Raw genomic sequence first — 16,537 nt, 5'->3', positions numbered from 1 at the left:
CGGCGGCGTGCTCGCACCTTTCCTTAGGAAGGGGAGCGAGCGGCGAAGGCTCATGCGGCTTGCCTGATCAGGCGTCGGGAAACTGCGTGTTCGAGATCGGCCGGAGTATCGAGATCGAAACCCAGGCCCGCCCTTTCGACTATGGCGGCAGCAGGCGACTGCGCCCGGTGATGTGCTAGACTGCCAGGACCGAATGCGAAGGTGAAAGAGCCCGAGTCCGCAAGAGCGATTGCATTGGTGCCTTTGCCATGCCGGTCGGGGGCGAATGCGCGTCCTGTCCCCCGCGCCGCGGCAAGCAGGGCCTCCACGTCTTCACCGACCAACGCAGGCAGGTCGGCATGGATAACAAGGAGCGGTCGGCTGCCGAAATGTTCACGGATCCTGTTCAGTTCGCCGTTAAGGCCAAAGCCGCTGTCGCGCAGCCATTGCACCGGCCAACCTTCCACGCTGGCAGGCGCCAGGACGAAAGTCGCTTCGATTGCCTCGAGCCCGGAAAGGCAGCCGACGACGTGCGCCGCCATTGTGCAGGCCAACGCCTGCCGCTTTCTCGCACTCAGGCTCGGTGCCAGTCGCGACTTCGTTTCCCTCCCCTGCTTCCAGGGAACCACAGCGATCCAGTTTCTCATCGTGCAAGTCCTGCGGCGGAGCTAATTGCAAATACGAAGGCGCGCGCAGGCGCCCCGTTCATGCAAACAGGTCTTCGCGCCTCGGGCGTACCAGTTCGGCGGCTTTGCGCGGCATCCCCTCAAGGCGGCATCCACGAACGAGAACGGCCGGTATGCCTTCTGCCCCTTCACCCGTCACCAGCCCTGCCGCGCTAGCTATCATGTCGGCCAGCGCCACCTGAGTGACTTCCAGAGGACGATCGTCGCGATCGAGTTCACCGCGGCGATCGTGGAGAGCCGGCAGGCCCGCTGCGCCGATGGCAACACAGACCACGCCAAGGCGCCAGGGCCTTCCAAAGCTGTCCGAGATCACTACCGGCACTCCAAGCGCGCTATGCAAATTCGCCGCTGTTGCGTCAGGATCCAAGGGGAGCAGCAGTGCACGAGCGCCCAGTGATGGACCGATGTTGGAACGATCGATCCCCGCGTTGGCCATGACGTGACCCAATTTGTGCCGGGTGATCAGCACTTCGGGAACCGCTCGCACAATCTCACTCGATTCGTCGAGCACCAGTTGAACCATGCGCGGATCCTTGCGCGTCAATTGGGATAGTTCGCGGGCCGGCTCACCCGGTTCGACTTGCTCAAGATCGACCTGCCGTCCCTCGGCCTTCGAGACAATCTTCTGGGTTACCACGAGTACATCCCCATCGCGAAGCGGCGATCCACACCGTTGGAGGGCATCTCTAAGTATCGCTGCGAGGTCGTCGCCGGGCGCGATTTCGCCGATGCCGCTCAGTTCGACTATTTCGATCATCGCCGCTGCCTATTGCTGATCTGGCGGGATAAGCTCGCCCGTGATCCGAATGCCGGCGCCGTCGACACGGTACGTCTTGTTCATGAAAATGAGGATGGAGGTCAGCGCCTCGGCTGCGGCGGAATTGACAAGCGCGCCGCCGTGAAGACCCCGAAGCCCCATGGCATCGGCAAGGTCCACAATCCGTCCCCTCGCTTCCTTGTCGTCTCCGAAGACGAGGACGTCGCAGCCGACATCGACGTCCTGGGCGAGCTTGTGCGCAGCGACGTTATGGAACGCCGACACGACCACGGCACTGGGGCCAAGAGCCGCTTGCGCTCTCATGGCTGCCGATCCCTCATCGGGCAGTTGCACGCGCATGACCTTGGGAGGAACTAGGGGAACGGTAGTATCCACCACCAGCTTTCCTGCGACATGCGGCGCAATATCAGCAAGCGTCGATTGCTGCGCGGCGAAGGGAACCGTGACGATCACGATATCGGCTCCTGCCACCGCGTCGACATTACTCGCGCCGCGAAGTCCGTGCCCCAACCCCGATGCCGCGTCCTGCGCACTTTGGGCATTTCGCGATCCGATTACGACCTCATAACCTGCTCGGGCAAGCCGCCAGGCAATAGCCGCACCAAGGTTTCCCGTGCCGCCAACGACGGCAATAGAAGGTTGCGTCATGCCTTGGCTCCGGTATCCATCGCTGCAAAGCGCAGCATGTCCGCATAGACGGCCGAGTGCGAAGTGAAGCCGCCGTCAGCGACGATCGCTGCTCCCGTGATGTAGCGGGATTGCTCGGAAGCTAGAAATGCGACCACTTCGGCAATGTCCTCGGGCCTGCCGAGGTGGTCGACCAGATTGTGCTCGGTCATCAGCTTCTGCGCCGCCTCGGGCATGTTCCTGTCAAGCGCCTCGGTCATGGCTAGGCCCACGACAACGACATTGGAGCGAATGCCCTGCTTCCCGTACTGGGTCGCGATGTAGCGCGAAAGTCCCAGCAAGGCCGCCTTTGACGTGCCGTAAGCCGGGTAATCAAGATCGCCGGCGAGACCCTTGCCGGAGCCGGTGAAAATGATCGAGCCCCCCCCGCTCGTCAGCAAGAGCGGAATGGCGTGCTTGGCGCAAAGCATGGATCCGCGCAGGTTGATCGAGAACGTGCGGTCCCAAAAGTCCGCGTCCATTGCATCGATGAGGCCATCCTCCTGCAGTTCGCCGGTCTGCGCCGCATTGCTGTGAAGAATATCCAGCCTGCCGAAGCGATCCGCGAGGCGCGCAACGCCCCCTGCGATCGCGTCTTCGCTCGTCACGTCCATGACAATCGGCAATGCCTGCCCGCCGGCGGCGACAATTTCCTCGGCAACCAGAAGCAGCGGCGCCTCGTCGAGGCCGGCGACGGCGACCATGGCGCCGCGCTGCGCGAACATGCGGGCGGTAGCGCGCCCGATGCCGCTGCCGCCTCCAGTGACGAGAGCCACCTTGTCGCGCAACGGAAAGGATAGATCGATCATAACGTCTCCATGCAATGGCCGTGACGAACCGGCGGATCTTCATACAAAGTGGTGCGCTGGCGCACGGGCCGGTTGACGGAAGCGGCGAGCGCCCGCATTTGCGTCGGCCCAAATTCTTGCCCGTTGACGCCGCCGGCGGCACGGGTGATCGACTCGTCCATCAGGGTGCCGCCCATGTCGTTTGCACCTGCCTGCAGGATCGCCGCTGCGCCCTCAGGCCCCATCTTGACCCACGAGACCTGGATATTGGCGATCACGGGATGCAGCACGATACGGGCGACGGCATGCATCAGCACCGCCTCGCGGTAGCTCGGACCCGACCGTGCCAGGCCTTTTTGCCAGATCGGCGCTTCCATATGGACGAAAGGCAGCGGGACGAATTCGGTAAACCCACCTGTCTCGTCCTGAAGCAATCGGATCGACAGGAGATGACGTGCCCAGTGACGATATCCCTCGACGTGGCCGAACATGATCGTGGCGGTGCTGCGCAGTCCAACGCCATGGGCGACACGCATGACCTCGATCCACTCGTCCGCTGTAACTTTGTCCGGGCAGATGATGTCGCGGATTTCGGGATCGAGGATTTCGGCGGCCGTGCCGGGCAGCGTCGACAACCCGGCTGCTTTCAGCCGCGCCAGAAAGTCTTCGAGTGGCAGCCCCAACGTTCTCGCGCCATGCGTCACCTCAAGCGGGGAGAAAGCATGGATATGGATATCCGGCGCCGCCTGACGCACTGCGCGAAGTACATCCAGATAGGTATTACCGTCGTAATCGGGGTGGATACCGCCTTGCAGGCAGACTTCGGTGGCCCCGCGATCCCAGGCTTCGGCGGACCGGCGGCCAATCTCGGCGAAATCGAGCCGATATGCCGGCCCGCGCATGGCCTTGGTACTACCCTTGGAAAACGCGCAGAAGCCGCATTTGTAGAGGCAGATATTGGTGTAGTTGATGTTTCGGTTGACCGCAAAAGTCAGCGTTTCGCCTACTACGTCCCTGCGAAGGTGATCGGCGAAGTTCAGGATCGCTGTAAAGTCGGCTCCTTCCGCATCGAACATCGATACGATATTGGCTTCGTCCGGCACGTGGCCGGCTTTCACGCTGTCAAGTATCGACGATACGCGCGGGGATACGGCAAACCCGCCCGCCGAGATCTGCTGCGGCGCAGCATCGCCTCTGCCCGCGGCCCAATCGTCGATTTTTGGCAGTCCGCGAGCATCGATTGCCCGAAGAACGGTTGCCGCGACAGGCGGCGCGGCCCATTGCCTTGCGGCCGTTGCATAGCGGGGGCCGATCGCAAGGCGCTGGTGCAATGTGCGCCCGGCGGCATTGGTGGCGCGTTCGAGCATGTCGAGGTGCGGCCAAGGCGCTTCCGGATTGACATGGTCAGGCGTTACCGGAGAGACTCCTCCCCAGTCATTGACGCCCGCGCGAACCAGCGGAGCGAAATTATGGCTTTCCTGAAGATTTGGCGGAGCCTGAATCGTCATCTCGGGGCCGAGGATGATACGAGCAGCCGCGATGGCCCAGAGATGGTCATCCAATGTCGGCTCTGGGAAATCTACCATCTGCGTGCCGGGCTTGGCGCGGAAGTTCTGGATTATGACTTCCTGTATGTGCCCGTATTGGCGATGCAGGTCGCGGATGGCGACAAGTGCATCAACCTGCTCGCGGCGCGTTTCGCCGATGCCGATCAGCAGGCCGGTAGTGAAAGGCACCCTGGCAAGCCCTGCCTGAGCAATCGACTCAAGCCGCCGCGCCGGCTCCTTGTCGGGCGATCCAAAGTGCGGCCCTCCTCTCTCGCAAAGGCGCTGCGAGCTACTTTCAAGCATCAGGCCCATCGAGGCCGCATGCGGACGCAGTGAGGCATAGTCGGCAGCACCCATCAGCCCCGGATTGAGGTGCGGAAGCAGCCCGGTTTCGTTCAGGACGAGCGCTGCCATTTCGCCGAGATAGGAAAGGGTCGTGTCGTGCCCCAATCTGGCCAAGGCGTCGCGTGCTGCTCCGTAGCGAAGTTCAGGTCGATCCCCGAGCGTGAAAAGCGCCTCGCGGCATCCTGCCGCCACACCGGCGCGCGCTATCGCCAGTACATCCTCCGCCGCCAGGTAGGCTTTGTCGATCCGACCGGGCGTGGTGGCGAAAGTGCAATAGTGGCACACGTCGCGGCACAGCTTGGTCAGCGGGATGAAGACCTTGCGCGAATATGTCATGCGCGGACCATGGGCGGCGAGTGTCATCGCCTCCGCCGTGGCCATCATTTCTTTGAGGGAAATCGTACTGAGAGCGCTGTAAATGCAATTTGCGTCATCGTGGCTCAGGTGCAGTTGGTCGAGCATCACAACATTCTCCGTGATAGTTCGAGGCCGATTTTCATACCGGTCGCTCCGGCCGCTCTAGAACGTGTACTTTGCCGACACGCCCCAAATCCTGGGGTCGCCGGCATAAACGGAACTCGTCGGGAAGGACGGGAGAAGCACGCTCGCGGCCGAGAAATACTTTTCGTTGAAAACGTTCTTCACAAAGATTCCGAGATCGATCCCGGTATCCGCAATTCCCCGCCAGTCCAGGCGCGCATTCGCCAATTCGTAATCGGGCAGCTTCTCGCCGTTCTGGCCACCGTAATCGGCGGTCATGAATACGTCGGCATTGAAGCTGACTTCGCCATTCGCGGGCCGCACCGGGAGGATCCAGTTGAAGCTGGCCGTACCGGAAAAGCTCGGTGAATACTTGTTGATCTGATCCTTTCCGAGCACGATCGTCGGCGGCAAATCAGCGGGAAGGGTAAGGCTTTCGACCGTCACGTTCGTATAGGCCGCGTTAAAGCCGACGGTTACACTGCGTGCCGGGCTTATCGAGGCCTCGAGTTCGACGCCCCAGATCCGCAAGTTCGCCGCATTGACCGCGAGCGAACCATTCGAAGGAGAATCCGGCGTTCCGTTGGGAACGGTCGTCTGCGTATTCAGGAACTGGAGGGCATTCTTGTATTTGCTATAGTAAGCCGCAATATTGAGGTGGCCCCGCGCGGTTCCCACGCGATAGTCATACTTGGAACCGGCTTCGAGATCGGTAATCGTCTCTTCGTTGGCCTTCTGGAATGGCCGGAGATCTGGGCAAACACCTCCGGTTGCGACACAAGCAGGATCGGTTCCACCAGTCGTATAGACGGTTTCGAATTTCGGCGTGTTGACGTTGGCACCACGATAGCCGCGACGCGATACGATATAGAGCAGCCAATCGGGCGTCACCTTGTAGTCGAGGCCGACCGTCCAACTTGGCTCCTGCCCCTTGTTCGATACTGTGCCCACGCCATCATTTGCCCCGGTGTTCGCGGTTGCCAGGCAGGTCGCTTCGTCCACATAGCTGGTCCCGATAGTGCCGCCGCACGCTGAAACCTTGTCCCAGCTGTAGCGTCCCCCCAGGTTCAATTTCAGCTTGTCGGTTATGTCGTACCCGATCTGCCCATAAATAGCCCAGTTTCGGTTACGGACATGGGACGTGACCGCAGGAGCGGGAACCCCGCCCACCGAGAACGCGGTGAACTGCGATCCGGTGGGCCCGTGGGGCTTGTCGTTGTTGTAGAAGACGCCCGCTATAAAATTGAACGCGCCGAAGTTGCCGAGCAGCTGTGTCTCGTTGGTGAGATATTGGCGGTCGATTACCGATGACGCCGTAAACAGCGTGAATGGCACCGATGCCGGAAGCGGGGCGGACAGGCCGGTGGAAATCTGGAGTATCGGCAGGCCGCCCGTATTGATCAGCTGGTAACTGTAGTTCTTCCGATAACCAAAGATGTTCCGAACCGTCAGGTCGCCGAAACTGTAAGACGTGTCGTTGGTGATCGCAGTTGCCTTGCGATACGAGGCACCTCCGTCGATTCCCCCGTCGAACGATCCGCGCCGATTGGAAGCCTGGGTTGCCAACGCGGCTTCGACTTGAGGATCGAGGGCCGCGAGGCCCAGCGCCGCGAAAGGAAAATTCTGACGCAAAAGATAGAGTCCGCCAGCCAGCTCGTCGCCTTTGAAATACTCATATACGGTGGTGCTGGTGAACCCATCGAAGGGTTCAATCAGCAGCGAAAGCCGGTAGGCGTCCTGATGGATATTGTCGAACCCGGGGCCCTCGTCAAAGGCGATAGTTCGCGGGTCCTGACGGCGGATCTGACCCGCGGCGCGAAACGCGACCTTGTCCTCGACGATGGGGATGTTGATCGCGCCTTGCAGCTCCCGATAGTCGAAGCGGCCGTATGTGCCTTCGCCAAAGCCCTCGAAACGGTATGTCGGCTTTTGCGTGCCGATCACCACCGCACCGCCGAGCGTATTGCGCCCGAACAGCGTGCCTTGGGGGCCTTTCAGAACCTGAATGCTGCTTATATCGTAAGTTGGTACGTTCGATCCCACAGCCGGGAGCGGCGTATCGTTTACGTAGATCACGACGCCCGGGGTTACTTCACCCAGTGGGAGCTGGCCAATGCCGCGAAGCGTCAGCGCCACGTTGTCCTTACCGCCTTCAGCCGAGAACGTGAACCCTGGCGTAATTGTCCTCACATCGCTCACTGTCTGGACCGTGCTGCGCTCGAGCGCTTCAGCGGAAAACGCTGAAATGGAGACGGAAACATCCTGCAGTCGCTCCTCGCGCCGGCGAGCGGTGACAATAATGTCACCGCTCGCCACGCTTTCCATCTGAGGGGCAGAAGCGTTCTCATCCTGCGCCCACGCCGGGACGGCCAAGGTCGTTCCTGCCGACAACAGCGCAAGTCTCAGCAAACGCGATTTCATCAACTTTCTCTCCCGCCGCCTGTCTCTTCGCAGGCTTTTCAAAGCACTCTGAATGGCCGCTATTCACGGTCTTTCACCACCTATCTTCGGAGAGGAAATGATATAAAAGAGGGCAAAACTGTTCAGTTTTATGGACTGGGCAGCCCGGGCTCCGCCGACGCGCAACACCGCCACCTGCGAGGCGTTTGGTCACTGCGAGTTTCAATAACGCGGCTGCGCCCAAGCCCGGATGAGGTCCGAGATGGTGGCCTCAGTCCCGGCGGTGATTGCCGGGACAGTCCCCGTGAGACGGGGCGATGGCGCCGGCTGCGTTACACCTGCCAGGGTGACGAATGTATTTCGGGCGTTGTTGTGAGGGCTCGCCGGAGCCTCGGCCATGCTTAGGACCGGCGTCACGCAGGCATCGGTCGACGCAAAGATGTCGCCCCATTCGTCGCGCGTACGCGTCCGGAAGACCGCTTCGAAATCGGCCTCCATCCCAGGCCACCCCGCCCGCTCATGTTGATCGTAACCGCGACCTGCAAGGCCCAGACCCTCGAGCATCTGCGCAAAGAACTTGGGTTCCAGACAGCCCACGGCCACGAATTTGCCGTCGGCACAGGCGTAGCATCGATAGAACGGCGCACCGCCGTCAAGAAGATTGGATGCGGGTGCATCATGCCAAAGGCCCTTCGGCTGCCAAGCGTAGAACAGGCTCATGAGCGACGCGACGCCGTCCGTGATGCAGGCATCAACCACTTGGCCCGTCCCCGTCCGCCGTGCCGAAAGCAAGGCGCTCAACATTCCGAATATGAGGAACATCGCGCCGCCGCCGTAATCACCGACGAGATTGAGAGGGACTGGCGGCGGCCCCCCGGTCTTGCCCATGGCATGCAGCGCCCCTGTGATGGCGAGATAGTTGATGTCATGTCCCGCGCGCATGGCCATGGGCCCGCTCTGCCCCCAGCCGGTCATCCTCCCGAACACAAGGCCGGGGTTACGGGCAAGACAGACATCCGGACCGACACCCAGCCGCTCCATCACTCCTGGCCGATAGCCTTCGATCAGGCCGTCTGCATTCTCGATCAGGTCGAGCAGACTGCTGCGGTCCCTCTCGTTTTTGAGATCGAGATAAGTGACCGTTCGGCTGCGATGAAGGATATCACCGCCCACGTCCTCCCAGTCACCGGGTCCAGCTGAGGGAGGCCGCGCGACCCGAACGATGTCCGCCCCCATGTCGGCCAGCAGCATCGCTGCCAGCGGCACCGGGCCGATCGCATCGATCTCGATGATACGCACGCCGACCAGCGGCCCTGACCGTTCCGGCATCAGATATTTGTCCGGTCCGCGCCCTTCAGGTCGAGAATGGCACGAGCTTCGTCCGGACTTGCCACTTCCAGCCCCATGCCCTCGATGATCTGGCGCGCGTTGCGCACCTGCTCGGCATTGGTCTCGGCCAGACGCCCGGGGCCGCCCCACAAAGAATCTTCCAATCCGACGCGCACGTTTCCTCCCATGGACGCGGCCATCGCGACGACACTCATCTGGCGGGCACCCGCGCCGAGCACTGACCACTGATACTGATCGCCGAACAGCCGATCTGCTGTGCGTTTCATGTGCATGATATCATCGGGATGGCTGCCGATCCCGCCCAGAATGCCGAAGCATGTCTGTATGAAGAGCGGTGCCTTCACCAGGCCCCGGTCCAGGAAGTACTTCAGGTTATAGAGGTGACTGGTGTCGTAGCATTCGAACTCGAAACGCGTACCGAGAGGCGAAAGCGTGCCGAGCAGATGCTCGATATCCGCGTAGGTATTCTTGAATACCAAGTCCCGCGATGCTTCCAGCGCCGCTGGCTCCCAGGCGTGTTTGAATTCCTTGAAGCGGTCCAGCATCGGGAACAATCCAAAACCCATCGTGCCCATGTTGAGACTGGCGACTTCCGGCGCGAAAGTCTGGGCGGGACGGATGCGTTCCTGCACGGTCATCGAGGGATGTCCCCCGGTCGTCAGGTTCAGCACAGCATCGCTGCGCTGGCGGATGACCTTGAGGAACGGTTCGAAAAGCTTGGGATCCTGGTCGGGCCGGCCGTCAGTGGGGTTGCGGGCGTGAAGGTGGATGATCGCTGCGCCCGCTTCGGCCGCGCCAATCGCAGATTCTGCGATCTCGTCAGCTGTCACCGGAAGATGGGGTGACATCGAGGGTGTGTGGATCGCTCCGGTGATTGCGCAACTGATGATGACTTTTCGTTTGGCCATGATGTTTCCTTTCCCGCAGCCGCTCGATGGCAGCCGCCTCGCCGCCCGCAATCTATCCTTCGATAGGCAGTGAGGTGGCTCGTCAGGGAAGGATTCCGAGTTGGCGGGCGCGCAGAACCGCCTGAGGGCGACGGCGAACACCGAGCTTGTCGTATATCTGCTGCATGTACCACTTGACCGTTCCCTCGGTCAGTCCCAGCCGATCGCCGATTTCCCGGTTGCGCAGACCGCCACTCACCATGGTAAGAATGTCCACCTCCCGGTTGGCTAGGTGACCGGTCAGTCCGAAATCGTCGTCCTCGTCCTCGTCTGTCTCGATCTGCGGGCCATTTCGCATCAGGGAGACCAAGTGAACCGCGAACCGGTCGGCAGGTGTTTCGAGTTCAGGACCGTGGGAATAGGCCTCGGTAAGAAGAGCGGAAATGACTTCGCCCTCGTCGATAAACGTGCGCACCCAGCCGGCAGGTTCCGCCATTTCCACCGCCGCACGCACAGCGCGGCGAGCCTCGGAGCGATTGCCCTGGAGCACCGCGATTTCGGCAAGGAGCAATTCGAAGGTTACGGCCGAGCGGACGGCCCCGGCGCGCTTTACGAACTCCAGCCAGCGATGGGCCACCTTGCGCGCCCGGGTCAATCGGTGATGCTGCATTTCGATGCGCAACCAGGCGATCGCATTGCACTCGTTACGACGCGTCGGCCGCAGCGTCGGTATGGGCTCGCCGTCGATCTGCGGATCGCCGGCCAGGAAGTGCCGCTCAGCTTCCTCGATTTGGCCCGCCTTGACGAGCAGACGAACCTCTTCGGCAACAATGAAGGCGCGCATGCGATCAAGACCGCATTCTATCGCAACGAGATGCGCGTCATTGAGAGTGACAAGCGCGCCGGGAAGGTCGCCGCGCGCCGCGCGAAGGCGAGCATCGACGAGGTAACCGGATGCCATCTGGTCGGCAAATCCCCACTGTCGCACGACGGGCAAGTGCCGTTCAACCAAGTCAGCCGCACGATCCAAATCGCCGGCGTCGTAAAGAAGCTCCGCGAGCGGGAGTGCCGGCAAGGCAGCCAGCCCCGAGCCCTCGCCATGTAACCCTTTCGCAAGCGTAAAGGCTTCTTCGAGGAAGCGCTGGGCTAGGGGCGTCTTGCCTTGTGCCATCAATGTCGGGGCAACGGAGGCCTTGAGCGCGATCGAGGCAAAATCCGAACCCGGTCGGGAAAGCGCCCGCCGCGTTTCCGCTTCCAGCTTGAGCATGTCCTGAAAGTGGTAGAGTTCGCGCCGCGCCGACATAAGCTGGGCAAGCAACGTACAGCTGAGATAGGCATGGCTTTCGGCCATCTCGACCAAAAGCGGCTCCGCGTCCGCTTCAACCTTGACCATGTCGTCGCGCGCGGCGGCCAGCATGACCAGGCGATGACGGATCATCAGATCGATCTGATCCGCATCGTGCGCAGCGACCCTTCCTTCGGAGACCTTGGTCTCGAGGATAGCGCGCGCTGCGTCGATAAAGCGCTGGGCGGCGGTGAAAGACAATTGGCGAATGCGCCGCCATGCCAGAGCCAACAACAGATAAGGGTGCTGGGCCAGTTCCGCCCATGGCAAGGCGGAGCCCAACTCGTCGATGCGATAGAGATAGCCGGTATAGGTCAGCTGTTCCGCCAATTGGTCGAGCTGGCGGGCCAGAAATGCTTGATCGCCGCTCAGTCGGGCATGCTCGATGGCCAGGACTGCCTGATCGTTGGCGGCGAAGTAGTCGCTGGCACGGCAATGCATCAGGCCCGCCCGTGCGGGCGCCCTGTCCATCAGGCGTCCAAGGACCATCTCACGAAACAGGCGGTGATACGCGTATCGACTGTGTTCCTGATCGATCGCGTTCAGGAAGAGCCCCTCGCGGAACACATGGTCAAGCATCGCGCGAGAATCTTCATCGCCGGTGACCGCCGCGCAGGCAGAAGGGGTCAGTTCATCCAGGATCGACGTATCGACCAGGAAGCGGCGAACGTCCTCCGGCTGACGGCTGAGCACCTCTTCATGGAAGTATTCTGCAAATTCCGGGCGCAAGCCCGTCAACCTGGGACTGCCGGCCCCCTGTTTGCCGCGGCGGTACAAGTCGCAAGCGATCACAACGCCGGATACCCAACCTTGCGTGTCCCGCACGATATCCTGAAGATCCTTGGAGTCGATCGGCGTTCCGATGCTCTGGGTTACCAGCTGAGCCGCTTCCGCGATCGTGAGTGAGAGATCGGCATTTCCCACTTCATTGAGGAAACCCAATGCGCGCATACGCGCCAGCGGAAGCCCAATCGCGCCGCGGGCAGAAACGATCATGCACAGGGCATCCCGAGCTGTCGCCGATAGCTGTGCGATAAAATCGAGAGCGGCTTGATCGAGCAGATGGGCATCGTCGATGACAAGGACGGGCCGCGGGTCGATCGTTATCGACAACGCTTCGAGCCAGGGCGCATCGTCGCCATCCAGGGAAAGTTGCTCCCAAGGAAGGCCGGCCGCAACGCCTGCTGCCTTGAGGGCAGAGAGGAAAGATGCCTTGTTGAAGATCCCCGCACGTGTCGCCACCCAGAGGAGAGGGTGGCCTTGCGCGCGTAGCAGGTCCGCCCAGTAGAGCATCGAGGTGGTCTTTCCGCTTCCAGCGGGCGCTGACACCATCGTCAATCGGGAATCGCGGACCTTGGCCGTCAGGTCTCTCATGGCAGCGCGCTCAATCAATGTCGGCGTTATCCGATGCGGCAAAGCGCTCGTCGGAATGACTTTCATGGCTCTCTCCTGGACATGCCTTGTGGCAATTTGTTTTTTGATCCGAAATATATTCTGACGTGTGAAATCCTAAACGCAATCCTTTTTCCTATCCGCAGATAGGTCCTCGCGAGCCGGAGATATTGTCCTGCTCCGGATGGCCGGGAATTTTCGTAAATTGCCGTCTTTACGCCCGAAACAAGCAGGCCGCCCGAAGCTGCCGGGGCCAAAAGCTAGGAAAGGTTGACCATGAAGGCCCTGTATCTCGAAAACGCCGAGGGACCTGAATCCACCCGCGTTGCCGACGTCGAAACGCCGGAACCCGGTCCCGGTGAAGTGCGAGTCGCACTCAAAGCCGCCTCGATCAACCACCGAGAACTGTTCATTTCTCATGGACAATATCCCGGCATGGTGGTGCCGGTAACGCTGGGTTGCGACGGCGCAGGCATTGTCGACAAGGTCGGCGCCGACGTTAGCGGCGTGGACGTGGGCTCAGAAGTCGTTCTCTATCCGGCCCGCAATTGGGGCCCCAATCGCCATGCGCCCGCTGCAGACTTCGGTTTGCTGGGCATGCCATTTGCCGGGACGATCGCCGAATACATCTGTATCCCTGCCGAGAACCTGGCTCCCAAACCTTCCTTCATGAGCTTTGAGGAAGCCGGCGCAATGCCGCTCACAGCGCTGACATCGTGGCGGGCGCTGATGTTCAAGGGCCGGCTTCAGGCCGGAGAAACTGTGCTGATCAGCGGGGTCGGCGGCGGAGTCGCCACGTTCGGCCTCGCATTCGCCGTCGCCAAGGGCGCGAACGTCTATGTGACCGGTGAGAGCCAGGAAGTCCTCGACCGGGCGATCGAGATGGGTGCCAAGGGCGGCCTGCTCTATACCGACCCGGATTGGCGAAAGCAGGTTGGCAAGCTGACCGGCGGGATTGACGTGGTCCTGGATGGTGCACCGTCACCCAGCTTTGCCAACTATGTCCGCGCCATCAACCCGGGTGCGCGCATAGTCATCTACGGGTCGACCGCCGGGAACGAGGTCAAGTTCAATGCGACGGATATTTTCCTCAAGAGCGCCAGCATCGTCGGCAGTCAGGTCGGCGATCCGCAGGACTTCCGGGAAATGCTAGCGTTCGCCGGCGAGCATCGGATCAAACCGGTCATCGAGGCTACTTACCCTCTGGCGAAGGCAAAGGAAGCTCTTCTTCACCTTCGCGACCAGCACAAGTTCGGCAAAGTCGTGGTGACGATGTGAGCGATCTGTTCAGCCTGCACGGCAAGAAAGCCCTCGTCACCGGCGGCGCACAGGGGTTGGGGCGGATGATCGCTGAAGGTCTTCTGCGCGCAGGCGCTAGCGTGGCAATCACATCGCGCAAGGCCGATGTGTGTGAGACCGCCGCGGCGGAAATGTCGGGTCTCGGGCCATGCCTGCCGCTTGCCGCAGACCTGTCTACTCCGGAAGCCGCGGTGGAGCTTGCCGCACTGTATCGCAGCGCGCTGGGCCAATGCGACATCCTGGTCAACAACGCCGGCAAGACCTGGGGCGGCCCTATCGATACCTTTCCCGACAAGGCCTGGCCAAGCGTGATGGCAGTCAATGTCCAGACGCCTTTCACTCTTGTGCGCGAACTCCTTCCCGAACTGGTCGCGGCGGGCACGGCCGATGATCCATCGCGGGTCATCAACATCGGTTCGGTGGCGGGCATGAAGGCCGAACGGCTCAATGCCTACAGTTACGCTGCCAGCAAGGCGGCGGTCCACATGATGACGCGGGATCTCGCCGGCGACCTTGCCGACCGGAACATCACGGTCAATGCCGTGATACCGGGCTTCTTCCCTACCAAAATGACCGCTCACATGCGTGACGAGGATGCAGTCGACCCGAAATTGCTCAGCCATATTCCGCTGCGCAGGCTGGGCCGCGCCGACGACATCGCCGGAATTGTCGTCTTCCTTTGCTCGCGAGCAGGAGCCTATGTCACCGGCGCGCAAATTCCGGTCGATGGCGGCGTAGTCGGCTGCGGGTGATCTTGATGCCGGCAGAGGGACGAGCGTCCAGCCAGGCTCATCCCTGATGCCGTATCCTCCGAGGGCCGCATTCCTCCGGCAGCGAAAAGACTTGAGCGAGGGAGGACATAGTTCCTCCCTCGCTCCACAGGTCAGAGCTGCCAGCCGCCCCCCGCGACTATGACCTGACCTGTGATGTAATCGGCCTCCGGCATGCAAAGGAGATAGACGGCTCCTGCTGCTTCTTCCGGAGTGCCTGCGCGCCCGAGGGGAATTCCTTTCTCCATGGCCTCAAGGATCTCGTCGCTGACCCCGGCCTTGATCTTCTTGCCCTTGATATCGATGGTTGAACTGCCAGCCTCGCCAGCCGTCATCCGCGTCATGATCGCGCCGAAGGCGACGGCATTGACCGTGGTGTTGTATCTCCCCCACTCTTTCATCACAGTCTTGGTGAGGCCGACAATCCCTGCCTTGCCGGCAGCATAACCGGCCTGCCCCGGGTTTCCGCCAAGACCCGAAACCGAGGAAATGTTTACGACTGTCCGTCGCTTGGCACGCCCGTACTGTTCGATCTCGGCCTTGGCTGCGGACGAAATGATCGGCTGCGCGGCGCGGAGAATCCGGAAAGGCGCGCTCAGGTGTACATCGAGCATCGCGATCCACTGTTCGTCGCTGGTCTTTTGAAGCACCGAATCCCAGGCATAGCCGGCATTATTGATGATGATATCGATCGTGCCGAAAGCCGCGACTGCTGCGGACACGAAGGTATCGCCAAAAGTCGGGTCAGTAACGTCGCCGACGCAAACGACGGCGCGAACGCCAAGTCCTTCGATCTCGGCCGCGGTGGCGCGGGCCACGTCTTCGTCAAGGTCATTGACCACGACATTTGCGCCCGCGCTAGCCAATTTGAGCGCGATCGCCTTGCCGATGCCCCGCCCCGATCCCGAAACGAGCGCGACCTTTCCATCCAGTATTTTCACGTGACCTCTTCCTGTTCTTTCACAAATCCTTGAACGCAGGCACTGCCCCCGTCGATCACCACCACGCCGCGTTCTCTCGCAGACGCGCGAAAGCGAATGTCATCTCCATCGCGCCAGATCTCGGTCCGAATGGTTTCGCCTGGGAACACAGGCGCGGTGAAACGGACATGCATGCGCGTCAGCAACGACGCGTCTCCGCCGCAGCACAAATGGATCAATGCGCGGCCAACGAGGCCCATCGTCGCCAGTCCGTGGAGGATCGGGCGCTCGAACCCCGCCGCCGCCGCCGTTCCGGCATCGATGTGCAACGGATTGCGGTCGCCGGTCAGCCGGTAGAGCATCGCCTGGTTAGCCGCCGTAGGCAGGTCAAGCACTGCATCCGGCGGAAAATCGGGACATTGTCCATCCGCAAGCGGAACGAGAGATCGGTCTCCCCCGAAACCACCTTCGCCCCGTAGGACCCAGATTTCCTCTGCCTCCGCAATCAGCTGGTCTGTCGGCGTCGTCAGTATCCGCTTCGCCCGAACGAGAGCGGGCTTGCCCGGTCCCTTGTCGGCGACCTCTCCGATCTCGATCCGGCCATGAATGACCTGGCCCAGTTGCAGCGGTCGATGAAGACGCAAGCTCTGCTCGCCGTGCAGAATTCGCGGCCAGTCCCACCCGAGTTCCGCTGCCATCGGCCAGAACCCCGGCGTGCCAAGCACAAGCGCCATGGTCGGCAAAACGGTGAGGTCACGCTCAAAGAGGAAGCGGCTCTCATCGATGGCGGCGAGCCCCGCTCCCACGCCCAGGGCGTAGAGGATGGCGGAACGCGGATCGCAAACGTCCTGCGCGGTCGGGATCTGGTAACCGCGCATGCGCTCAAGGTTCAGCATAGCGAGTTT

At 61.5% G+C, this 16,537-nt stretch carries 13 protein-coding genes; 2 read left to right on the top strand and 11 right to left on the bottom strand.

Going from position 1 to position 16,537, the window contains the following annotated elements; translation table 11 throughout:
* Positions 1–50: 50 nt before the first annotated feature.
* From cofC to ACLIMP_RS17900, 9 genes are all read right to left on the bottom strand, one after another.
* Positions 51–626 carry a 2-phospho-L-lactate guanylyltransferase gene (cofC, locus tag ACLIMP_RS17940; protein ID WP_443478715.1) on the bottom strand — a complete coding sequence of 192 codons (576 nt, stop codon included), beginning with the start codon at positions 624–626 and terminating at the stop codon, positions 51–53.
* Positions 627–684: 58 nt separating this feature from the next.
* Positions 685–1,422, bottom strand: coding sequence for a coenzyme F420-0:L-glutamate ligase (cofE, locus tag ACLIMP_RS17935; RefSeq protein WP_133085061.1), 738 nt, complete (start codon positions 1,420–1,422; stop codon positions 685–687).
* Between the two features lie 9 nt (positions 1,423–1,431).
* Complete coding sequence (gene npdG, locus ACLIMP_RS17930; protein ID WP_133085060.1) at positions 1,432–2,091, bottom strand: NADPH-dependent F420 reductase; 660 nt, start codon at positions 2,089–2,091, stop codon at positions 1,432–1,434.
* Positions 2,088–2,918 (bottom strand): SDR family NAD(P)-dependent oxidoreductase, encoded by an 831-nt coding sequence (locus ACLIMP_RS17925; protein WP_133085059.1) that lies wholly within the window; start codon positions 2,916–2,918, stop codon positions 2,088–2,090. Before ACLIMP_RS17925 ends, npdG begins: the two co-directional genes overlap by 4 nt.
* Positions 2,915–5,254: a 5-amino-6-(D-ribitylamino)uracil--L-tyrosine 4-hydroxyphenyl transferase CofH gene (gene cofH / locus ACLIMP_RS17920; protein ID WP_443478714.1), complete on the bottom strand. Its 2,340-nt coding sequence runs from the start codon at positions 5,252–5,254 to the stop codon at positions 2,915–2,917. The genes ACLIMP_RS17925 and cofH overlap by 4 nt, the downstream gene beginning before the upstream one ends.
* Positions 5,255–5,308: 54 nt before the next feature.
* Entirely contained in the window at positions 5,309–7,690 is a 2,382-nt protein-coding gene (locus ACLIMP_RS17915; RefSeq protein WP_443478713.1) for a TonB-dependent receptor, read from the bottom strand.
* Between the two features lie 201 nt (positions 7,691–7,891).
* Positions 7,892–8,998, bottom strand: a complete 1,107-nt coding sequence (locus ACLIMP_RS17910) for a CaiB/BaiF CoA transferase family protein (RefSeq protein WP_443478712.1) — start codon at positions 8,996–8,998, stop codon at positions 7,892–7,894.
* Positions 8,998–9,927: a 3,5-dioxohexanoate:acetyl-CoA acetone transferase gene (gene kce, locus ACLIMP_RS17905; protein ID WP_395335235.1), complete on the bottom strand. Its 930-nt coding sequence runs from the start codon at positions 9,925–9,927 to the stop codon at positions 8,998–9,000. Before kce ends, ACLIMP_RS17910 begins: the two co-directional genes overlap by 1 nt.
* Positions 9,928–10,009: 82 nt before the next feature.
* Positions 10,010–12,691: a winged helix-turn-helix domain-containing protein gene (locus tag ACLIMP_RS17900; RefSeq protein ID WP_443478711.1), complete on the bottom strand. Its 2,682-nt coding sequence runs from the start codon at positions 12,689–12,691 to the stop codon at positions 10,010–10,012.
* 228 nt (positions 12,692–12,919) lie between these two features.
* Between ACLIMP_RS17900 and ACLIMP_RS17895 the strand changes: the two genes are divergently transcribed.
* Together ACLIMP_RS17895 and ACLIMP_RS17890 are read left to right on the top strand one after the other, a co-directional pair.
* Positions 12,920–13,921 (top strand): quinone oxidoreductase family protein, encoded by a 1,002-nt coding sequence (locus ACLIMP_RS17895; RefSeq protein ID WP_133085053.1) that lies wholly within the window; start codon positions 12,920–12,922, stop codon positions 13,919–13,921.
* The gene (locus tag ACLIMP_RS17890) at positions 13,918–14,694 is read left to right on the top strand and encodes an SDR family oxidoreductase (RefSeq protein ID WP_443478710.1); all 777 of its coding nucleotides are present in this window, start codon (positions 13,918–13,920) and stop codon (positions 14,692–14,694) included. Before ACLIMP_RS17895 ends, ACLIMP_RS17890 begins: the two co-directional genes overlap by 4 nt.
* A gap of 131 nt (positions 14,695–14,825) precedes the next feature.
* Here ACLIMP_RS17890 and ACLIMP_RS17885 read toward each other — a convergent pair whose 3' ends face one another.
* Together ACLIMP_RS17885 and ACLIMP_RS17880 are read right to left on the bottom strand one after the other, a co-directional pair.
* Positions 14,826–15,653 carry an SDR family NAD(P)-dependent oxidoreductase gene (locus tag ACLIMP_RS17885; RefSeq protein ID WP_133085051.1) on the bottom strand — a complete coding sequence of 276 codons (828 nt, stop codon included), beginning with the start codon at positions 15,651–15,653 and terminating at the stop codon, positions 14,826–14,828.
* Positions 15,650–16,528 carry a MaoC family dehydratase gene (locus ACLIMP_RS17880; RefSeq protein WP_443478709.1) on the bottom strand — a complete coding sequence of 293 codons (879 nt, stop codon included), beginning with the start codon at positions 16,526–16,528 and terminating at the stop codon, positions 15,650–15,652. Before ACLIMP_RS17880 ends, ACLIMP_RS17885 begins: the two co-directional genes overlap by 4 nt.
* Between the last annotated feature and the right edge of the window lie 9 nt (positions 16,529–16,537).

It is taken from the genome of Novosphingobium aeonii (assembly GCF_052279045.1).
Classification (GTDB): Bacteria; Pseudomonadota; Alphaproteobacteria; order Sphingomonadales; family Sphingomonadaceae; genus Novosphingobium.
The sequence above is the reverse complement of the archived record's forward strand: the minus strand, read 5'-3'. Positions and strand labels throughout refer to the sequence as shown.